Source organism: Streptomyces venezuelae (genome assembly GCF_008642275.1).
In the GTDB taxonomy this organism is placed as follows: domain Bacteria; phylum Actinomycetota; class Actinomycetes; order Streptomycetales; family Streptomycetaceae; genus Streptomyces; species Streptomyces venezuelae_E.
Map to the genome: position 1 here is coordinate 5,853,749 of NZ_CP029189.1, position 19,253 is coordinate 5,873,001.

12 protein-coding genes are annotated in these 19,253 nt (G+C 68.7%); 10 read left to right on the forward strand and 2 right to left on the reverse strand.

The features are described 5' to 3' along the window. Positions 1–73 precede the first annotated feature (73 nt). The 4 genes from acnA (at position 74) to DEJ51_RS26055 (ending at position 6,429) form a co-directional block, all read left to right on the forward strand. Positions 74–2,788, forward strand: a complete 2,715-nt coding sequence (gene acnA / locus DEJ51_RS26040) for an aconitate hydratase AcnA (protein WP_150262156.1) — start codon at positions 74–76, stop codon at positions 2,786–2,788. A 300-nt stretch (positions 2,789–3,088) separates the two neighbouring features. Further along, positions 3,089–4,516, forward strand: a complete 1,428-nt coding sequence (ngcE, locus tag DEJ51_RS26045; protein ID WP_411757352.1) for an N-acetylglucosamine/diacetylchitobiose ABC transporter substrate-binding protein — start codon at positions 3,089–3,091, stop codon at positions 4,514–4,516. 19 nt (positions 4,517–4,535) lie between these two features. Continuing rightward, positions 4,536–5,480, forward strand: a complete 945-nt coding sequence (locus tag DEJ51_RS26050; RefSeq protein WP_150260034.1) for a carbohydrate ABC transporter permease — start codon at positions 4,536–4,538, stop codon at positions 5,478–5,480. A gap of 13 nt (positions 5,481–5,493) precedes the next feature. Beyond that, positions 5,494–6,429 (forward strand): carbohydrate ABC transporter permease, encoded by a 936-nt coding sequence (locus tag DEJ51_RS26055; protein WP_150260035.1) that lies wholly within the window; start codon positions 5,494–5,496, stop codon positions 6,427–6,429. Here the strand turns inward: DEJ51_RS26055 and DEJ51_RS26060 are convergent. Continuing rightward, positions 6,416–7,273 carry a hypothetical protein gene (locus tag DEJ51_RS26060; RefSeq protein WP_150260036.1) on the reverse strand — a complete coding sequence of 286 codons (858 nt, stop codon included), beginning with the start codon at positions 7,271–7,273 and terminating at the stop codon, positions 6,416–6,418. The genes DEJ51_RS26055 and DEJ51_RS26060 overlap by 14 nt on opposite strands. A gap of 123 nt (positions 7,274–7,396) precedes the next feature. After that, positions 7,397–10,144 (reverse strand): magnesium-translocating P-type ATPase, encoded by a 2,748-nt coding sequence (mgtA, locus tag DEJ51_RS26065; protein ID WP_150260037.1) that lies wholly within the window; start codon positions 10,142–10,144, stop codon positions 7,397–7,399. 595 nt (positions 10,145–10,739) lie between these two features. On the opposite strand from mgtA, the gene DEJ51_RS26070 reads away from it, so the two are divergent. The 6 genes from DEJ51_RS26070 (at position 10,740) to DEJ51_RS26095 (ending at position 19,251) form a co-directional block, all read left to right on the forward strand. After that, positions 10,740–11,954: an ROK family transcriptional regulator gene (locus tag DEJ51_RS26070; RefSeq protein WP_030008678.1), complete on the forward strand. Its 1,215-nt coding sequence runs from the start codon at positions 10,740–10,742 to the stop codon at positions 11,952–11,954. A 117-nt stretch (positions 11,955–12,071) separates the two neighbouring features. Continuing rightward, on the forward strand, positions 12,072–13,184 hold the full coding sequence (locus DEJ51_RS26075; RefSeq protein ID WP_190620642.1) for a sugar ABC transporter substrate-binding protein: 1,113 nt from the start codon (positions 12,072–12,074) through the stop codon (positions 13,182–13,184). 159 nt (positions 13,185–13,343) lie between these two features. After that, the gene (locus tag DEJ51_RS26080) at positions 13,344–14,132 is read left to right on the forward strand and encodes an ATP-binding cassette domain-containing protein (protein WP_030036503.1); all 789 of its coding nucleotides are present in this window, start codon (positions 13,344–13,346) and stop codon (positions 14,130–14,132) included. A 26-nt stretch (positions 14,133–14,158) separates the two neighbouring features. Next, positions 14,159–15,448: a sugar ABC transporter permease gene (locus DEJ51_RS26085; RefSeq protein ID WP_150262157.1), complete on the forward strand. Its 1,290-nt coding sequence runs from the start codon at positions 14,159–14,161 to the stop codon at positions 15,446–15,448. A gap of 263 nt (positions 15,449–15,711) precedes the next feature. Beyond that, positions 15,712–17,628 carry a 1-deoxy-D-xylulose-5-phosphate synthase gene (gene dxs, locus DEJ51_RS26090; RefSeq protein WP_150260039.1) on the forward strand — a complete coding sequence of 639 codons (1,917 nt, stop codon included), beginning with the start codon at positions 15,712–15,714 and terminating at the stop codon, positions 17,626–17,628. Positions 17,629–17,751: 123 nt separating this feature from the next. Then, positions 17,752–19,251, forward strand: a complete 1,500-nt coding sequence (locus DEJ51_RS26095; protein WP_150260040.1) for an amino acid permease — start codon at positions 17,752–17,754, stop codon at positions 19,249–19,251. The last annotated feature ends 2 nt before the right edge of the window (positions 19,252–19,253 follow it).

Sequence of the window (19,253 nt, forward strand, 5' to 3'; positions counted from 1 at the left end):
TAGCGGATTGGCCAAGGGGCGTGGCGGCAGGATTGCGGTAATACGCGCGAATTCATGCATGAAGGAGACTGTCGTGTCGGCGAACAGCTTCGACGCCCGCAGCACGCTGCAGGTGGGCGACGAGTCGTACGAGATCTTCAAGCTGGACAAGGTCGAGGGCTCCGCCCGCCTTCCCTACAGCCTGAAGGTCCTGCTGGAGAACCTGCTTCGTACCGAGGACGGCGCGAACATCACCGCCGACCACATCCGGTCGCTCGGCAACTGGGACTCGCAGGCCCAGCCCAGCGAGGAGATCCAGTTCACGCCGGCCCGCGTGATCATGCAGGACTTCACCGGCGTCCCCTGCGTGGTGGACCTCGCCACCATGCGTGAGGCCGTCAAGGCCCTCGGCGGCGACCCGGCGAAGATCAACCCGCTCTCGCCCGCCGAGATGGTCATCGACCACTCGGTCATCGCCGACAAGTTCGGCACGAAGGACGCCTTCGCGCAGAACGTCGAGCTGGAGTACGGCCGCAACAAGGAGCGCTACCAGTTCCTGCGCTGGGGCCAGACCGCCTTCGACGACTTCAAGGTCGTCCCCCCGGGCACCGGCATCGTCCACCAGGTCAACATCGAGCACCTGGCCCGCACGGTCATGGTCCGAAACGGCCAGGCGTACCCCGACACCCTCGTCGGCACCGACTCGCACACGACCATGGTCAACGGCCTCGGCGTGCTGGGCTGGGGCGTCGGCGGCATCGAGGCCGAGGCCGCGATGCTCGGCCAGCCGGTCTCCATGCTGATCCCGCGCGTCGTCGGCTTCAAGCTGACCGGCGAGCTGCCGACCGGCACCACCGCCACCGACCTGGTGCTGACCATCACCGAGATGCTGCGCAAGCACGGCGTCGTCGGCAAGTTCGTCGAGTTCTACGGTGAGGGCGTCGCCGCCACCTCCCTCGCGAACCGCGCCACCATCGGCAACATGTCGCCGGAGTTCGGCTCCACCGCCGCGATCTTCCCGATCGACGACGAGACCCTGAAGTACCTGCGCCTGACCGGCCGCGACGCCCAGCAGGTCGCGCTCGTCGAGGCGTACGCCAAGGAGCAGGGCCTGTGGCTGGACCCGGCCGCCGAGCCGGACTTCTCCGAGAAGCTGGAGCTCGACCTCTCCACGGTCGTCCCCTCCATCGCCGGCCCGAAGCGCCCGCAGGACCGCATCGTCCTGGCCAACGCCGCCGAGCAGTTCGCCGTCGACGTACGCAACTACGTATCCGACGACGAGGAGGCCGGCAAGGAGTCCTTCCCGGCGTCCGACGCCCCGGCGTCCTCCAACGGTGTGCCCACCAAGCCCACCCTGGTGACCCTGGCCGACGGCACCTCCTTCGAGATCGACCACGGCGCCGTCACCGTGGCCGCGATCACCTCCTGCACCAACACCTCGAACCCCTACGTCATGGTCGCCGCGGCGCTCGTGGCCAAGAAGGCGGCCGAGAAGGGCCTGACCCGCAAGCCGTGGGTCAAGACCACCCTGGCCCCGGGCTCGAAGGTCGTCACCGACTACTTCGACAAGGCCGGCCTGACCCCGTACCTCGACAAGATGGGCTTCAACCTCGTCGGGTACGGCTGCACCACCTGCATCGGCAACTCCGGTCCGCTGGACGAGGAGATCTCGAAGGCGATCAACGAGGCCGACCTCGCGGTCACCTCGGTGCTCTCGGGCAACCGCAACTTCGAGGGCCGCATCAACCCCGACGTCAAGATGAACTACCTGGCCTCCCCGCCGCTGGTCGTCGCGTACGCCATCGCGGGCTCCATGAAGGTGGACATCACCAAGGACGCCCTGGGCACCGACACCGACGGCAAGCCGGTCTTCCTCGCGGACATCTGGCCCTCCGAGGCCGAGGTCAACGACGTCGTGGCGAACGCCATCGGCGAGGACATGTTCAGCAAGTCCTACCAGGACGTCTTCGCGGGCGACGCCCAGTGGCAGGCGCTGTCGATCCCGACGGGCAACACCTTCGAGTGGGACCCGCAGTCGACCTACGTCCGCAAGCCCCCCTACTTCGAGGGCATGACCATGGAGACCACCCCGGTCTCCGACATCGCCGGCGCGCGCGTGCTGGCGAAGCTGGGCGACTCGGTCACCACCGACCACATCTCCCCGGCCGGTGCGATCAAGGCCGACACCCCGGCCGGCAAGTACCTCACCGAGCACGGCGTCGAGCGCCGCGACTTCAACTCGTACGGTTCCCGCCGCGGCAACCACGAGGTCATGATCCGCGGTACCTTCGCCAACATCCGCCTGCGCAACCAGATCGCGCCGGGCACCGAGGGCGGCTTCACCCGCGACTTCACGGTCGACGGCGCGCCGGTCTCCTTCATCTACGACGCCTCGCAGAACTACCAGGCCGCCGGCATCCCGCTGGTCATCCTGGCGGGCAAGGAGTACGGCTCCGGCTCGTCCCGCGACTGGGCGGCCAAGGGCACCGCGCTGCTCGGCGTCAAGGCCGTCATCGCCGAGTCCTACGAGCGCATCCACCGCTCGAACCTGATCGGCATGGGCGTCCTCCCGCTGCAGTTCCCGGAGGGTGTCACCGCGGCCTCCCTGGGTCTGACCGGCGAGGAGACCTTCGCCTTCACCGGCGTGGAGGAGCTGAACAACGGCACCACCCCGCGCACGGTCAAGGTCACCACCGACACCGGTGTGGAGTTCGACGCGGTCGTCCGCATCGACACGCCGGGTGAGGCGGACTACTACCGCAACGGCGGCATCATGCAGTTCGTGCTCCGGAACCTCATCCGCGGCTGAGCCAGGCATCGGCGCCAAGAGGGCCGTATCCCCGTCAAAGGGGGTACGGCCCTTCCGCTTGTCCGGCGGCGTGTCCATGTGACGGACAGGTCTCAACTCGGAAAAACTGGTGGCCATAAATGTGCATGATCTTGCTCACACGAGCGGGAGTGGACTATACCTGTGCCCGTCCGGATCACCGCGAGACGAGTGGCTCCGGGCCGGGGGACGGGCGGGGACCTGTGGTGATGTCCGCATGCACGGCGACCACCGTGAATCTCCGGCCTCCTTCACACTTCTGACGAAGGCGAGGACATGAGCATGGGATCCACTGGTGAGGGCCTCGGACGCCGCGACCTGATCAAGCGCTCGGCCGCACTCGGACTGATCACGGTACCGACGATGAGCTTCCTGTCCGCCTGCGCCTCCGGCGGCGAGGAGACCTCCACGAAGGGCCCGGCCAAGGCGCCGGTGACCAAGGAGAACCCCTTCGGCGTCGGGAAGGGCGGCAAGCTGGACGTCGTCGTCTTCAAGGGCGGGTTCGGCGACGACTACGCGAAGGCCTGGGAGGCCGCCTTCGACAAGAAGTGGGGCACCACCAGCTCCCACCTGGGCACGCAGGAGATCACCGCCAAGCTCCAGCCGCGCTTCAACGGCGGCAACCCGCCGGACGTCGTGGACGACTCCGGCGCACAGCAGATCAAGCTGGACGTGCTCGCCAAGGGCAACCAGCTCGCCGACCTCACCGCCGTGCTCGACGCGCCCTCCCTCGACGACCCGAGCAAGAAGGTGCGCGACACCCTGGTCGAAGGCGCCTACGAACAAGGCCTGCAGGGCGGCAAGTTCGTCGTGCTGAAGTACGTCTACGCCGTGTTCGGGTTCTGGTACTCCGGCAAGCTCTTCAAGGAGAAGGGCTGGACGCCGCCGAAGACCTGGGACGAGTTCCTGGCCGTCTGCACCCAGGCCAAGGAGGCCGGCATCGGCGGCCTCGCCCACCAGGGCAAGTTTCCGTACTACATCAACGTCGTCATCATGGACCTGATCGCCAAGAAGGGCGGTCTGGAGGCCATGAAGGCGATCGACAACCTGGAGCCGAACGCCTTCGAGGGCAACCCGGCCGCCCTCGCCGCCGTCGAGGCGGTCTACGAGGTGGTCGAGAAGGGCCTGCTGATGCCGGGCACCAACGGCCTCACCCACACGGAGTCCCAGACCGCGTGGAACCAGTACAAGGCCGCCTTCATCCCCTCCGGCTCCTGGCTGGAGAACGAGCAGCTCAAGCAGACCCCGGAGGACTTCGACATGAAGTTCCTGCCGATGCCGCTGCTCGCCGACAGCAAGCTGCCCTTCGAGGCCGTCCGGGCCGGCGTCGACGAGCCCTTCATCGTCCCGGAGAAGGCCGCCAACAAGGCCGCGGGCCTGGAGTTCCTCCGCTCCATGCTGTCCCGCGAGTGGTCGACGATCTTCGCCCAGCAGGCCAACTCGCTCACCGTCGTCAAGGACGGCGTGGACCCGAGCGTCAAGCTGCGGCCGGGCACCCAGTCGGCGGTGGACGCGCTCAAGGCGGCGGGCGGCAACACCTTCAGCTACCGCTACCCCGACTGGTACAGCGAGATGGACAGCGAGATCCAGAACGCGTCCAATGAACTGATGGCCCAGCGGATCCAGCCGAAGGAGTGGATCAAGCGGGCCCAGGCCGCGGTGGACAAGGCCGCCAAGGACCCGAACGCCAAGAACAACAAGCGCGTCTGACATCGCGGGGACGGACACCATGAGCCAAGTAGCCCGGAGCAAGGGGCGGGCCGGTTTCATCACCGGCTTCCTCGTCGCGCCTCTCGCGCTGTACCTGACCTTCGTCATCTGGCCGTACGTACAGACGTTCGGCTACTCCTTCACCAACTGGAGCGGCCAGTCCCCGACGTTCGACTTCGTCGGCACGGACAACTACGCGACGTTGCTGAAGGACGAGGTCTTCCGCGGCGCCCTCTGGCACAACCTGCTGCTCCTGGTGTTCGTCCCGGTCGTCACCATCCTGCTCGCCCTCTTCTTCGCCTTCATGGTGAACGCGGGAGGGCGCAGCGGGGCCGGCGGGGTGCGGGGCGTCGGCGGATCACGCGTCTACAAGGTCGTCTACTTCTTCCCGCAGGTGCTCTCCCTCGCCATCCTCTCCGTGCTCTTCGGCGCGATCTACCGCAGCGACGAGGGCGGCCTGCTCAACGGCTTCCTCACCAGGATCGGCCTGATCGACGCGCAGCACCCGGTCGAATGGCTCAACGAGCCCGACTTCGTCCTGTGGGCCCTGCTGTTCGTGGTCGTCTGGCACGGGGTCGGCTTCTACCTCGTCCTGTTCTCGGCGGCCATGCAGTCCGTACCCAAGGACATCTACGAGGCGGCGCTGCTCGACGGCGCCGGGCGCGCCCAGACCTTCTTCAAGGTCACGCTGCCCCTGCTGTGGGACTCCGTGCAGACCTCCGCGGTCTACCTGGGCATCGCCGCGATGGACATGTTCGTGCTGGTGTCGACCATGACCTCCGGTCAGTTCGGCGGCGGACCCGACCACCACAGCGAGGTCATGTCGACGGTGCTGATGCGCAACTTCCTCTACTTCGGCAAGAGCGGTTACGCCTGCGCCATGGGCGTGGTCATGCTCGCCCTGACCATGATCCTCTCCATCGTCACGCTGCGCGCCACCCGCCGCGAGCGCATCGAGTTCTGAGCGGAGTTCCACGATGGCTGCACAGACCACAGTGATCAAGGCTCCGGGTGAGGACGCCGCGGAGCGGACGGGCGGCTCCGGCCGTCCGGGGGAGCGGCGCAAGCGGGACTCCGAGGGCATGGTGCTCAACGTCTTCTCGCACGGCTTCCTCATCCTCTGGGCGATAATGATCGTCCTGCCCCTGATCTGGCTCGCGCTCGGCTCCTTCAAGACGGACGCGCAGATCGGCGGCTCGGCCCTGAGCTGGCCCGGCAACTGGCACTTCGACGCCTTCGGCCGGGCCTGGGAGAAGGGCATCGGCGGCTACTTCGCCAACACCCTCATCGTGCTGGTGTTCTCGGTCCCGCTGACGATGCTGCTCGGCTCGATGGCCGCGTACGTTCTGGCCCGCTACCCCTTCACGGGCAACAGGGTCATCTACTACTTCTTCGTCAGCGGGGCGATGTTCCCGGTGTTCCTGGCGCTCGTACCGCTGTTCTTCATGGTCAAGCGCTTCGACATGCTGAACACCTATCAGGGCCTGATCCTGGTGTACGTCGCCTACTCGATGCCGTTCACCGTCTTCTTCATGCACTCCTTCTTCCGGACGCTGCCCACGGCGATACACGAGGCGGCGGTCATCGACGGGGCCTCCGACACCCGGATCTTCTTCCAGGTGATGCTGCCCATGGCCAAGCCCGGCCTGATCAGCGTCGGGATCTTCAACGTCCTGGGCCAGTGGAACCAGTACATCCTGCCCGCCGTGCTGATGCAGCCGCAGACGAGCGGCGAGCCGGAGCGCTACATGCTCACGCAGGGGCTCATCCAGCTCCAGTACCAGATGGGCTACGAGACGGACCTGCCGGTGCTGTTCGCCGGCGCCACCATCGCGATCATCCCCATGCTGGCGGTCTACCTCTCCTTCCAGCGGCAGATCCAGGCGGGTCTCACCTCGGCTACCTTGAAGTAGAGCCCCGGGGCCAGGAGCCGTCGGGGGCCTTGTCCAGCCTGAAGAGCGTTCCGGAATCCGGGTCGCCGATGCGCTGGAGGATCCGGGGCTCCTCGGCGGTGCCGCCGACGTCCCACACGGGCAAGGTGCACCCGGGGATGTCGACGCGGACCTTCTGCGTCCAGACGTCCCGGCCGCCCTCGTAGACCCAGGTCCCGGAGCCCGAGCAGCCCGGGAACGTGCCGGTGACCCGGCCGTCCGAGGTGAAGACCAGGTCGTGGCCCATGCGGTCGTTCCAGAGGCCGATCATGGTCTGCGGTTCGATGGCCGGCGGCTCGTACGCGGGCAGCAGACCGACGGCCAGCCCGAGCGCGCCGAACAGCCCCGTCCCCACCACCGCACCCGTGCCCCACCGCGCCACCCGCCCCAGCAGCCGGTCGTCCCGGGGCAGGGCGATCAGCGCGCCCGCCGAGAGCGAGGCCGTGGCCGAGACCCAGAAGAGCAGCGTGGCCCGCGTCTGCGTGTCGTTGTACGCCGCGTAGCCGAAGACGGGCGGCGTCAGCAGGGCCGCCACGATCAGCGGCGCCGACCACCAGGCAGCGTGCCTGCCGAGCCATCGGCCGAGGAGGTCGGCCAGCGCGACCGCCGGCAGGACGAAGACCAGCGACAGCAGGAAGGAGATGACGCCGATGAGGGGCGCGGTGGCGACCAGGTCCGCCCCGATCTCGACCCAGTCCGGGCCCCTGTCGGGCGGCGGCTGCGTCTGCACGTACAGCACGACCACCACGACGGTCAGCGCGACCTCCAGGCATCCCACCAGTGTCGAGACCACGACGACCAGCCCGTACGAACGTTTCTGACGCACGCTCGATCCCCCCTCGTCGCACGACGGACGAACGCGCCGGCCCGGCCGGCGGCGTCCCGCGTCCATACTGCCAGCCGGGCTGAACGTGTTCAATTCATTCTTCGGGCCTCCTCCGGCGGGCCCCTACAGCCAGGTGCCGAAGCGGCGGACGTACCAGGTCTTCACGAGCTGGGTCAGCGTGCAGTACGCGAGCAGCACGCCGATCAGCCACGGGAAGTAGCCCGCCGGCAGGGCCACGAAGCCCAGCGCGGGAGCCAGCGGCGAGAAGGGCAGCCAGAGCCCCGTCAGGACCGCGAGGACGGTCGCCACCATCACCGGCCGGGAGGCGCGGGACTGGACGAAGGGGATCTTCCGGGTGCGGATCATGTGGACGATCAGGGTCTGGGAGAGCAGGCCCTCGACGAACCAGCCGGACTGGAAGAGGGACTGGCTCGCCTCGCTGTCCGCCGCGAAGACGTGCCACATGATCAGGAACATCGCGATGTCGAAGACCGAGCTGATCGGACCGATGGTGACCATGAAGCGGCCGATGCCCCTGGCGTCCCAGTTGCGGGGCTCGCGCAGGTACTCCTCGTCCATCCGGTCCCACGGGGTGGCCAGCTGCGCGAGGTCGTAGACCAGGTTCTGGACCAGCAGCATGATCGCGAGCATCGGCTGGAAGGGGATGAAGGCGCTCGCCACCAGGACCGAGAAGACGTTGCCGAAGTTCGACGACGCGGTCATCTTGATGTACTTGATCGTGTTGCCGAAGGTGGTCCGGCCCTGGACGACGCCCTGCTCCAGGACGGTCAGGTCCTTCTCCAGCAGGATGATGTCGGCCGACTCCTTGGCGATGTCCACGGCGGTGTCCACCGAGATGCCGACATCGGCGTCGCGCAGCGCGGCGGCGTCGTTGATGCCGTCGCCGAGGAACCCGACGGTGTGTCCGCCGGCCTGCAGGGCCCGGACGATCCGGGCCTTCTGGACCGGGTTGACCTTGGCGAAGACCGTCGTACGGGCGGCCAGCGCGCGCAGTTCGGTGTCGTCGAGGGCGTCGGTCCCGGGGCCGAGCACGACCTGTCCGACGTCGATGCCGACGTCGGCGCAGACCCGGGCGGCGACGAGCTCGTTGTCGCCGGTGACGACCTTGACCGCGATGCCCTTGTCGGCGAGGCCCGTCAGGGCCCGGGCGGCGTCGGCCTTCGGCGGGTCGAGGAAGGCGAGGAAGCCGACCAGCGTGAGACCGTCCTCGTCGGCGACCGTGTAGGTCTCGCGCGGGCTGTCCATCGTGCGGGTGGCGACGGCGAGGACCCGCAGGCCACGGCGGTTGTTGTCCTCGGCGATCCGGGTGACCTGCCGCCGCAGCTGCTCGGTCAGCTCGACCGTCCCCGAGCCTTCGGCCGGGTGGGCCCCCTGACCGCGGTCCCTCATGTGGGTGCACCGGTCCAGGACCTCCTCCACGGCGCCCTTGGTGATCATGATGTGCTCGTGGCGGCCGAAGTCGCCGACCACGGAGTTGCGGTCCAGGACCACGGACATCCGGCGCCGGGCGAAGTCGAAGGGGATCTCGTCGACCATCGAGAACCGTGCGTCGACGACAACCTCCTCGGCCTCGTCCACGCGGTCGATGACCGCCTGGTCCATCAGGTTCCGCAGGCCGGTCTGGAAACGCGAGTTGAGGTAGCCGTACTCCAGCACCTCGTCGTCCTCGTCCCCGTGCACGTCCAGGTAGCGGTCCAGGACGATCCGGTCCTCGGTGAGGGTGCCGGTCTTGTCCGTGCAGAGCACGTCCATCGCGCCCAGGTTCTGGATCGCGTCGAGCCGCTTGACGACGACCTTGCGCCGGGACATGGCGACCGCGCCGCGCGCCAGGTTGGCGGAGACCACCATCGGCAGCATCTCGGGGGTCAGCCCTACGGCGACGGCGACGCCGAAGAGGAAGGCCTCGTCCCAGTCGCCCTTGGTCAGGCCGTTGACCATGAAGACGACGGGGACCATGACCAGCATGAAGCGGATCAGCAGGAAGCTGACCTTGCGCACACCCGTGTCGAAGTTGGTCCGAGGGCGCTCACCGACGAGCGAGCCGGCCATCGAGCCGAAGTAGGTGTCGGCGCCGGTGGCGACCACGATCCCGGTGGCGGTGCCCGAGGTGACCGAGGTGCCCATCAGGGCCAGGTTGTCGGCGTCCACGGGGTCGGAGGTCTCCTGCTGGCCGAGGTCCGGCGCCCGCGTGTCGGCCTTGGCCACCGGCAGGGACTCGCCGGACAGCGCGGCCTGGCTGACGCCCAGGTCCTTGGCCGTGACGATCCGCAGGTCGGCCGGGATCAGGTCGCCGGCCGCCAGCCTGACCACGTCGCCCGGCACCACCTGGTCCATGGGCACCTCGAACGTGGTGGGCGCGCAGCCGCTGCCGGCCCGGCGCTGCACCGCGCAGGTGGTGGTGACGAGCTTCCTGAGCGCGTCGGCGGCGCGGCCCGAGCGGAACTCCTGCCAGAAGCGCAGCAGACCGCTGATCCCCACCATCACGGAGAGGATGACGACGCCCGGATCCCCGGGGTCCTGCCAGTACATGACCGCCGCCAGGAAGACCAGGACGGCGATGAACGGGTTCCCGTACGCCTTCACCAGCTGGAGGTACCAGCGGGGGGCGCGCTCGTGGGCGACGGTGTTGGAGCCGTGCCGCTCCAGGCGCAGCGCGGCTTCGGCGGCGGTGAGGCCGGCCGTGGAGGTGTCCACCTCCTGCAGGACCTGGACGCCCGGGCGGGCGCTGATCCCGGCGAGGCGCTCGCCGACGAGCCGGGTCCGGGCCTGGAGCTCGGCGGCCCTGCGCTCGCGGCGGGAGGGGCCCGGCGGTGCCAGCGTGGCCGGGGTACGGGGGGTGAGCATGGTCATGACGAATACCTCCCTCCACGGTGTCCGGGCAGCACGGAGCCGCGCGGTCACGTGGAGTGATCGGGGTGCGGCGTGCGGGGACCACGATGGGCCGCGGGCACGCCGACGGGCATGGATGACGCACGCCCGGCGGAGTTGGCAGGGCATGCGGAAGGAAGGGAGTGTGGAAGGAAGAACGCGCAGCAACGCGAGCGCGCACGGGCACAGCGGTCCACCGCTGCCGTGCGTACGCAGGGAAAGGTCAGCCGGTCACAAGGTCAGCCGACGAGAGCGCTGCAAGGACTTCGATCGGGACTCATCCCGAACACCTCCTTGCGCAGCGCGGTCATTACGAAACGCCCGATCCGGCCGGAAAGGCCACAGATGATCGGCGTCCCAGCGACCGTAACACGAACCAGGGAGCCGCTTCTCTCCCCCTTTAGGTCAGTAGCGGCCGTTTCATGCCGCGTCAGCCTCTTGACGTCTGGATGCGCAAAGGCTCGACTTAAGGTTCACAAGTTGGAGAGATGCCGGGGTCTCGGAGCGTGAAGCCGTGACGCGCCCCCGGCCGGGGGGCGACGGCTCGCCGTCGCTAATGGGCAGGAGTGGATGAGTCGTGCAGACTCCCGGATCGCAGTCGTCGCTGCACCGCGCGAATCTCGAACGGGTCGTGCGGGCGGTGCGGCTCGCGGGATCGCTGACCCAGGCGGAGATCGCCCGCGCCACCGGACTGTCGGCGGCCACGGTCTCCAACATCGTCCGGGAGCTGAAGGACGGCGGGACCGTCGAGGTCACCGACACCTCGGCCGGCGGCCGCCGGGCGCGCAGCGTCTCGCTCAGCGGGGACGCGGGGATCGTGATCGGCGTCGACTTCGGCCACACCCATCTGCGGGTGGCGGTGGGGAACCTGGCCCACCAGGTGCTCGCCGAGGAGTCCGAGCCCCTGGACGTCGACGCGTCCTGGGCGGACGGCTTCGACCGGGCGGAGGCCCTGGTCGGACGGCTGATCGCGGACATCGGCGTGGGGCTGGAGAAGGTGATCGGCGTCGGGCTCGGCGTGCCCGGCCCGATCGACGTGGAGTCCGGGACCCTGGGCTCGACCGCGATCCTGCCGGGCTGGGCGGGCATCAACCCCCGCCAGGAGCTCTCGCAGCGCCTCGGGGTGCCCGTGTACGTGGACAACGACGCGAACCTCGGCGCCCTCGGTGAACTCGTTTGGGGGAGCGGGCGGGGGGTGAAGGACCTGGCCTACATCAAGGTGGCCAGCGGCGTCGGCGCGGGCCTCGTGATCAACGGCCAGATCTACCGCGGACCCGGTGGCACGGCGGGGGAGATCGGGCACATCACCCTGGACGAATCGGGCCCGGTCTGCCGCTGCGGCAACCGCGGCTGCCTGGAGACCTTCGCGGCCGCCCGGTACGTGCTGCCGCTGCTCCAGGGCACGCACGGCCCGGAGTTGACGATGGAGCGGGTGGTCGAACTGGCCAGGGAGGGGGACCCGGGCTGCCGCCGGGTGATCACGGACGTGGGCCGGCACATCGGCAGCGGCGTGGCCAGTCTGTGCAACCTCCTGAACCCCAGCCGGGTGGTGCTGGGCGGCTCGCTGGCGGAGGCGGGCGAACTGGTCCTCGCCCCCATCCGCGAATCGGTGGGGAGGTACGCGATCCCCAGCGCGGCCCGGCAGTTGTCGGTGCTCACGGGCAACCTGGGCGGACGGGCCGAGGTCCTGGGCGCACTGGCGCTCGTCCTCAGCGAGATGGGCGATTCGACACTTTTGTCAGATCATGGAAGTGGAGTGCGAGCTCCAGCCGTCTTGTCTTCAGGTAGATAACGAATGGCACCGTTGTCATCTCGTTAAGAATTCACTCCTTGACGGCAAAACGCGGCCGGGGTTGACTCACATCCACCTCGGCCGCGCCGCTGCGGCCTCGTCAGGGAGGTTCAAGTAATGAACACGCGTATGCGCAGAGCCGCCGTAGCTGTCGCCGCTGGTGCCATGGCCGTTTCGCTCGCCGCCTGTGGCAGTGCGAAGGAGGCCGGCGACACGACGAAGGCGTCCTCCGGCGCTGCCAAGGGCGATGCGATCAAGGTCGGTCTGCTCCTGCCGGAGAACCAGACCGCGCGTTACGAGAAGTTCGACAAGCCGCTGATCGAGAAGAAGGTCGCCGAGCTCACCGGCGGCAAGGGCGAGGTCGTCTACGCCAACGCCAAGCAGGACGCGACCACGCAGAACTCCCAGGTCGACACGATGATCACCAACAAGGTGGACGTCCTGATCATCGACGCGGTGGACTCCAAGGCCATCGCCGGCTCGGTCAAGAAGGCCAAGGACGCCGGCATCCCGGTCGTCTCCTACGACCGCCTGGCCGAGGGCCCGATCGACGCGTACACCTCCTTCGACAACGAAGAGGTCGGCAAGGTCCAGGGCAAGGCCCTCCTGGAGGCGCTGGGCGACAAGGCCAAGGACGGCCAGATCGTCATGATGAACGGTTCGGTCACCGACCCGAACGCCAAGCTCTTCAAGTCCGGTGCGCACTCCGAGCTCGACGGCAAGGTGAACGTCGGCAAGGAGTACGACACCGTCGAGTGGAAGCCGGAGAACGCCAACACCAACATGGCGGCCGCGCTCTCCGCGCTCGGCAAGGACAAGGTCATCGGCGTCTACTCCGCCAACGACGGCATGGCCGGCGGCATCATCACCGCCCTCAAGGCCGCCGGCGTCTCCCCCCTGCCGCCGGTCACCGGCCAGGACGCCGAGCTCGCCGGTGTGCAGCGGATCGTCGCGGGTGAGCAGTTCATGAGCGTCTACAAGCCGTACGCCCCCGAGGCCGAGGCCGCGGCGAAGATGGCCGTCGCCCTCGCCAAGGGCGGCAAGCCCGAGGGCACCACGTCCACGGTCGACAGCCCGACCGCCAAGGGCGTCCCCTCGGTCCTGATCCCGGTCGTCTCGCTGACCAAGGCCAACATCAAGGACACCGTCGTCAAGGACGGCGTCTACTCGGTGGACGAGATCTGCACCGACAAGTACGCGGCGGCCTGCGCCGCGGCCGGCCTGAAGTAGCGGCCCCCGCCGCCTCTCCCCGAGGCGGCCCCACGTACCTGACCGGCGCCCCGCCCCTCTCTCCCCGCCACCCGGCGGGGCGCCGGGCAGAAACGTTCCCCCATTCGCCCCGCTCCTGCTCTTCTGCACGACATCCCCGCCGGTCAGGCGGCGAAGGAGATGGTTCATGTGTCCGCTGCGCCCGTGCTGGCGTTGCGAGGGGTCTCGAAGCGGTTCGGCGCCGTTCAGGCCCTGACCGACGTAGAACTCGAGATCCACTCCGGTGAAGTGGTCGCCCTGGTCGGCGACAACGGTGCCGGCAAGTCCACGCTGGTCAAGACGATCGCCGGCGTGCACCCCATCGATGACGGAGTCATCGAGTGGGAGGGGCGCCCGGTTTCCATCGGCAAGCCCCACGACGCCCAGAACCTGGGCATCGCGACGGTCTACCAGGACCTGGCGCTGTGCGACAACATCGATGTCGTCGGCAACCTCTTCCTCGGCCGGGAGCTCAAGAAGTTCGGCGTCCTCGACGAGGTGGAGATGGAGCGGCGCGCCCGCGAGCTCCTGACCACCCTGTCCATCCGGATCCCCAGCGTCCGGATTCCCATCGCGTCCCTGTCCGGCGGCCAGCGCCAGACCGTGGCGATCGCGCGTTCCATGCTGGGCGAGCCCCAGCTCGTCATCCTCGACGAGCCCACCGCCGCCCTCGGCGTCGAGCAGACCGCACAGGTCCTCGACCTGGTGGAGCGGCTGCGTGAGCGCGGCCACGCCGTCATCCTCATCAGCCACAACATGGCCGATGTGAAGGCCGTCGCCGACAAGGTGGCGGTTCTGCGGCTGGGCCGCAACAACGGTGTCTTCAACGTCGCCGACACCTCGCAGGAAGAGATCATCTCCGCCATCACCGGTGCCACGGACAACGCCGTGACCCGCCGGGCGGCCCGCACCTCGGAGGCCGGCAAGTGAGCACCCAGAACCCTGCCACCGGTCCACTGGACAAGGGCTCGGTCGACCAGCAGGAGCACGTCGACCCGGTCAACCCCGCGGCCGCGCACGACGCGATCCCGGCCGTGGACCCCCGCCTGCTCGTCCGCGAGGAGGGCCTCGCCGGGTACGTGGGCGAGTTCAAGCGCAAGATGAAGGCCGGCGACCTGGGCTCCCTCCCGGTCGTCATCGGCCTGATCGTCATCTGGTCGATCTTCCAGGGGCTGAACTCGAACTTCCTCTCCCCGGAGAACCTGACCAACATCGCGATCACGATGACCGGCACCGGCATGATCGCCATCGGCATCATCTTCGTGCTGCTGCTCGGTGAGATCGACCTCTCGGTCGGCTCGGTCAGCGGTGTGTCGGGTGCGATCGTCGCCGTCCTCGCCGTCACCCACGGCGTGAACGAATGGCTGGCCATCGTCGCGGCCGTCGTGGGAGGCGCCCTGATCGGCTGCATCCACGGCTTCTTCTTCGCCAAGGTCGGCGCCCCGGCCTTCGCCGTCACCCTGTCGGGCCTGCTCTTCTGGCTCGGCGCGATGCTGCAGATCCTCGGCAGCAACGGCACGATCAACATCGACTCCGACGGTGTGGTCGGCCAGCTGACCACGTACTTCTTCTCGGACGTGGCCGTCGCCTACGGTCTGGCCGCGCTCGCGGTGGCCGGCTACTTCCTCGCGGCCTTCCTCGACGCGAGGCGCCGTGAGGCGGCGGGGATGCCCTCGCGGCCCCTCACCGAGATCCTGCTGCGCACCGGCCTGCTCGCGCTGTGCGCCTTCGGTCCCGCCGTGCTGTTCAACCAGTACAAGGGCCTGCCGCTCGCGGTGGTGCTCTTCCTGCTGGCCCTGGTCGTCACGGACTTCCTGCTGCGCCGCACGACCTTCGGACGGAACGTCTTCGCACTGGGCGGCAGCGTCGAGGCCTCCCGCCGCGCGGGCATCAACGTCACCCGGATCCGCATCACCGTCTTCGCGATCTCCAGCACCTTCGCCGCCATCGGCGGCCTGTTCTGGGCCTCCAAGATCGCGGCGGCCAACCAGAGCGCCGGCGCCGGCGACCTGCTGATGAACGTCATCGCGGCGGCCGTCATCGGCGGCACCAGCCTCTTCGGCGGCCGGGGCCGGACCTGGAACGCCCTCCTCGGCGTCATGGTCATCGTCTCGATCCAGTACGGTCTGGCTCTGGAAGGCATCGCGACGCCGATCCAGTACATGATCACCGGCGCGGTGCTGCTGGCGACCGTGGTGATCGACTCGGTGACGCGCAAGACCCAGAAGACGGCCGGACGCGCCTGACCGTGCGTCCGACCGCCCGCCGGAGTGACCTCCGGCGGTAAGACCGGTCACAGTGCCCGGCGCCACTTCTCGTGGCGCCGGGCATCTGTGCGTGCATGTACGAGGTACTCATGTGCGGGTATACGCCCGTATGTGATGTGTGGCCGTCAGGTCGTGCGTACATGTATGACAAAGGTGTGACTCCCTCGGGACGGCCCGATGACCGTGCCCGGGGGCGGAACATTAGACTCGACAGACCAGCAAGCAACTGCAAGGAGGCACGGGTGCTGCTGACCCGCATCAAGGGACCGCGCGATCTGGACCGGCTCAGCCAGGAGGAGCTGATCCAGCTCGCGGCAGAGATCAGGTCCTTCCTCGTCGACGCCGTCTCCAAGACCGGCGGGCACCTCGGCCCCAACCTCGGCGTGGTCGAACTGACGATCGCCCTGCACCGGGTCTTCGAATCGCCCAAGGACAAGGTCCTCTTCGACACCGGCCACCAGGCCTACGTCCACAAGCTGCTCACGGGCCGCCAGGACTTCGCCGGCCTGCGCACCAAGAACGGCCTGTCCGGCTACCCCTCGCGCGCCGAGTCCGACCACGACGTGATCGAGAACTCGCACGCCTCCACCGTGCTCGGCTGGGCCGACGGCCTCGCCAAGGCCAACGAGGTGCTGGGCCGCGAGGACCACCACGTCGCCGCCGTCATCGGCGACGGCGCGCTGACCGGCGGCATGGCCTGGGAGGCGCTGAACAACATCGCCGCCGCCAAGGACCGCCCGCTGGTCATCGTCGTCAACGACAACGAGCGCTCCTACGGCCCCACCATCGGCGGCCTCGCGAACCACCTGGCGACCCTGCGCACCACGGACGGCTACGAGCGCTTCCTGGCCCGTGGCAAGGAGATCCTGGAGCGCACCCCGGTCGTCGGGAAGCCGCTCTTCGAGACCCTGCACGGCGCCAAGAAGGGCCTCAAGGACTTCATCGCCCCGCAGGGCATGTTCGAGGACCTCGGGCTCAAGTACATCGGGCCCATCGACGGCCACGACATCGAGGCCCTGGAGTCCGCCCTGCAGCGCGCCAAGCGCTTCAGCGGCCCGGTCATCGTGCACTGCCTCACCCAGAAGGGCCGGGGCTACACCCCGGCCCTGGAGCACGAGGCGGACCGTTTCCACGCCGTCGGCGTGATCCACCCGGACACCGGCCTGCCGGTCAAGACCGCCGCCGCCAGCTGGACCTCCGTCTTCGCCGACGAGATGGTCAAGATCGGCCACGAGCGCCCGGACATCGTCGGCATCACCGCGGCCATGCTCCACCCGGTCGGCCTCAACAAGTTCGCCGAGGCCTTCCCGGACCGCATCTACGACGTCGGCATCGCCGAGCAGCACGGCGCGACCTCCGCGGCCGGCCTCGCCACCGGCGGCGTCCACCCCGTCTTCGCGGTGTACGCCACCTTCCTCAACCGCGCCTTCGACCAGGTCCTGATGGACGTCGCCCTGCACAAGTGCGGCGTCACCTTCGTCCTGGACCGCGCCGGTGTCACCGGCGACGACGGCGCCTCCCACAACGGCATGTGGGACATGTCCATCCTGCAGGTCGTCCCCGGCCTGCGCCTCGCCGCACCGCGCGACGCCGAGCAGCTGCGCGCCCAGCTCCGCGAGGCCGTCGAGGTCAAGGACGCCCCGACCGTGGTCCGCTTCTCCAAGGGCGTCGTCGGCCCGGCCGTCCCGGCCGTCGGCCGGATCGGCGGCATGGACGTGCTGCGCGCCCCGGGCGCCGAGGTCACCCGGCCGGACGTACTCCTCGTCTCGGTCGGCGCACTCGCCCCGATGTGCCTGGAGATCGCCGATCTGCTGGACAAGCAGGGCATCTCCACGACCGTGGTCGACCCCCGCTGGGTCAAGCCCGTGGACGAGGCCCTGGCCCCGCTCGCGGACCGGCACCGCGTCGTCGTCACCGTCGAGGACAACGGCCGCGCCGGCGGCGTGGGCTCCGCCGTCTCGCAGGCCCTGCGCGACGCGGGTGTCGACGTACCGCTGCGCGACTTCGGCATCCCGCAGCGCTTCCTCGACCACGCCCTCCGCAAGGAGATCCTGGCGGAGATCGGCCTGACCGCGCCGGACATCGCCCGGCAGGTCACCGGCCTCGTCGCCAAGCTGGACGGCCGCTACGACAGCGAGCCGGCCGCCGCCGTCGACTAGTACGGAACTAGCCCACGCGCCGTTCGTAGATCGACGCGCGGTTGCACGTCACGGGCCGGGAGATCACTCTTGAAGGGTGGGCCTCCCGGCCCGTTCGTGCGTCGTCACCTCTCGGAGGCGTCGGTGAGCAATGATCTGAACAGCCCCTTCCGTACCAAGACGGTGGAGCAGTCCATCCGCGACACGGAGGAGCCGGAACACGCGCTCCGGAAGTCGCTTTCCGCCTGGGACCTCACGGTCTTCGGTGTGGGCGTCATCATCGGCACCGGCATCTTCGTCCTCACGGGCATCGCAGCCCGGAACAACGCCGGTCCCGCCACCGCCCTGGCCTTCGTGGCCGCAGGCATCGTCTGTGCCCTCGCGGCGCTCTGCTACGCCGAGTTCGCGTCCACCGTCCCGGTGGCCGGGTCGGCGTACACGTTCTCGTACGCCTCGATCGGCGAGCTGCCCGCCTGGATCATCGGCTGGGACCTGGTGCTCGAATTCGCACTGGGCACGGCCGTCGTCGCGGTCGGCTGGTCCGGGTACGTACGCCACCTCATGGACACCAACCTGGGCTGGACGCTGCCGACGTCCCTGTCCGGCCCCGATGCCGGCGGGCACTTCGACCTGCTGGCGTTCCTGCTGGTCCTGGTGCTGACGTGGATCCTGGTCGTCGGGACGAAGCTCTCGGCCCGCATCACCGCGGTCGTCGTCGCCATCAAGGTCACGGTCGTGCTGCTGGTCATCGTCGCGGGCCTGTTCTTCATCAAGGCCGACAACTACTCGCCCTTCATCCCGCCCGCCCAGCCACAGGCCGAAGGCGTCAGCGGCTGGCACTCGCCCCTGGTCCAGCTGCTCTTCGGCTACGAGCCCACGAACTTCGGCGTCATGGGCATCTTCACGGCGGCCTCGCTCATCTTCTTCGCCTTCATCGGCTTCGACGTGGTGGCGACGGCGGCCGAGGAGACCAAGAACCCCCAGCGGGACATGCCGCGCGGCATCCTCGGCTCGCTGCTGATCTGCACGGTGCTCTACGTCGCCGTGACCCTGGTGGTCACGGGCATGCAGAAGTACTCGGAGATGTCCCCGACCGCGCCGCTCGCCGAAGCGTTCAAATCGGTGAACCAGCCGTTCTTCTCGGGTGCCATCAGCCTCGGCGCGGCCGTCGGCCTGATCACCGTGTGCATGATCCTGCTGCTCGGCCAGACCCGCGTGTTCTTCGCGATGAGCCGTGACGGTCTGCTGCCGCGGGTCTTCTCCGTGACGCACCCGAAGTACCGCACCCCCTACCGGGCGACCCTGCTGCTCGGCGGGATCATCGCGGTCGTCGCGGGCTTCACCAGCCTGGAGACCCTGGCGGAACTGGTGAACATCGGTACCCTGTTCGCCTTCGTGGTGGTCGCCCTCGGCGTGATCGTCCTGCGCAAGACCCGCCCCGACCTGCACCGGTCCTTCCGCACCCCGTGGGTGCCGTTCATCCCGATCGTGTCGATCGCGGCCTCGCTGTGGCTGATGCTCAACCTGCCGGCCGAGACCTGGCTGCGCTTCGGCATCTGGATGGTCATCGGCGTCATCGTCTACTTCGCCTACGGCTACCGCAACAGCCGCCTGCACAAGGTCGGCCAGAACGCGGAGTTCTAGCG

What these genes read in the sequence shown, in the direction of transcription:
- DEJ51_RS26050 (WP_150260034.1), top strand. Translation starts at nt 4,536, where the DNA reads ATGAGCCAAGTAGCCCGGAGCAAGGGGCGGGCCGGTTTCATCACCGGC.
- mgtA (WP_150260037.1), bottom strand. Translation starts at nt 10,144, where the DNA reads ATGACCATGCTCACCCCCCGTACCCCGGCCACGCTGGCACCGCCGGGC.
- DEJ51_RS26075 (WP_190620642.1), top strand. Translation starts at nt 12,072, where the DNA reads ATGAACACGCGTATGCGCAGAGCCGCCGTAGCTGTCGCCGCTGGTGCC.
- ngcE (WP_411757352.1), top strand. Translation starts at nt 3,089, where the DNA reads ATGGGATCCACTGGTGAGGGCCTCGGACGCCGCGACCTGATCAAGCGC.
- DEJ51_RS26055 (WP_150260035.1), top strand. Translation starts at nt 5,494, where the DNA reads ATGGCTGCACAGACCACAGTGATCAAGGCTCCGGGTGAGGACGCCGCG.
- DEJ51_RS26080 (WP_030036503.1), top strand. Translation starts at nt 13,344, where the DNA reads ATGGTTCATGTGTCCGCTGCGCCCGTGCTGGCGTTGCGAGGGGTCTCG.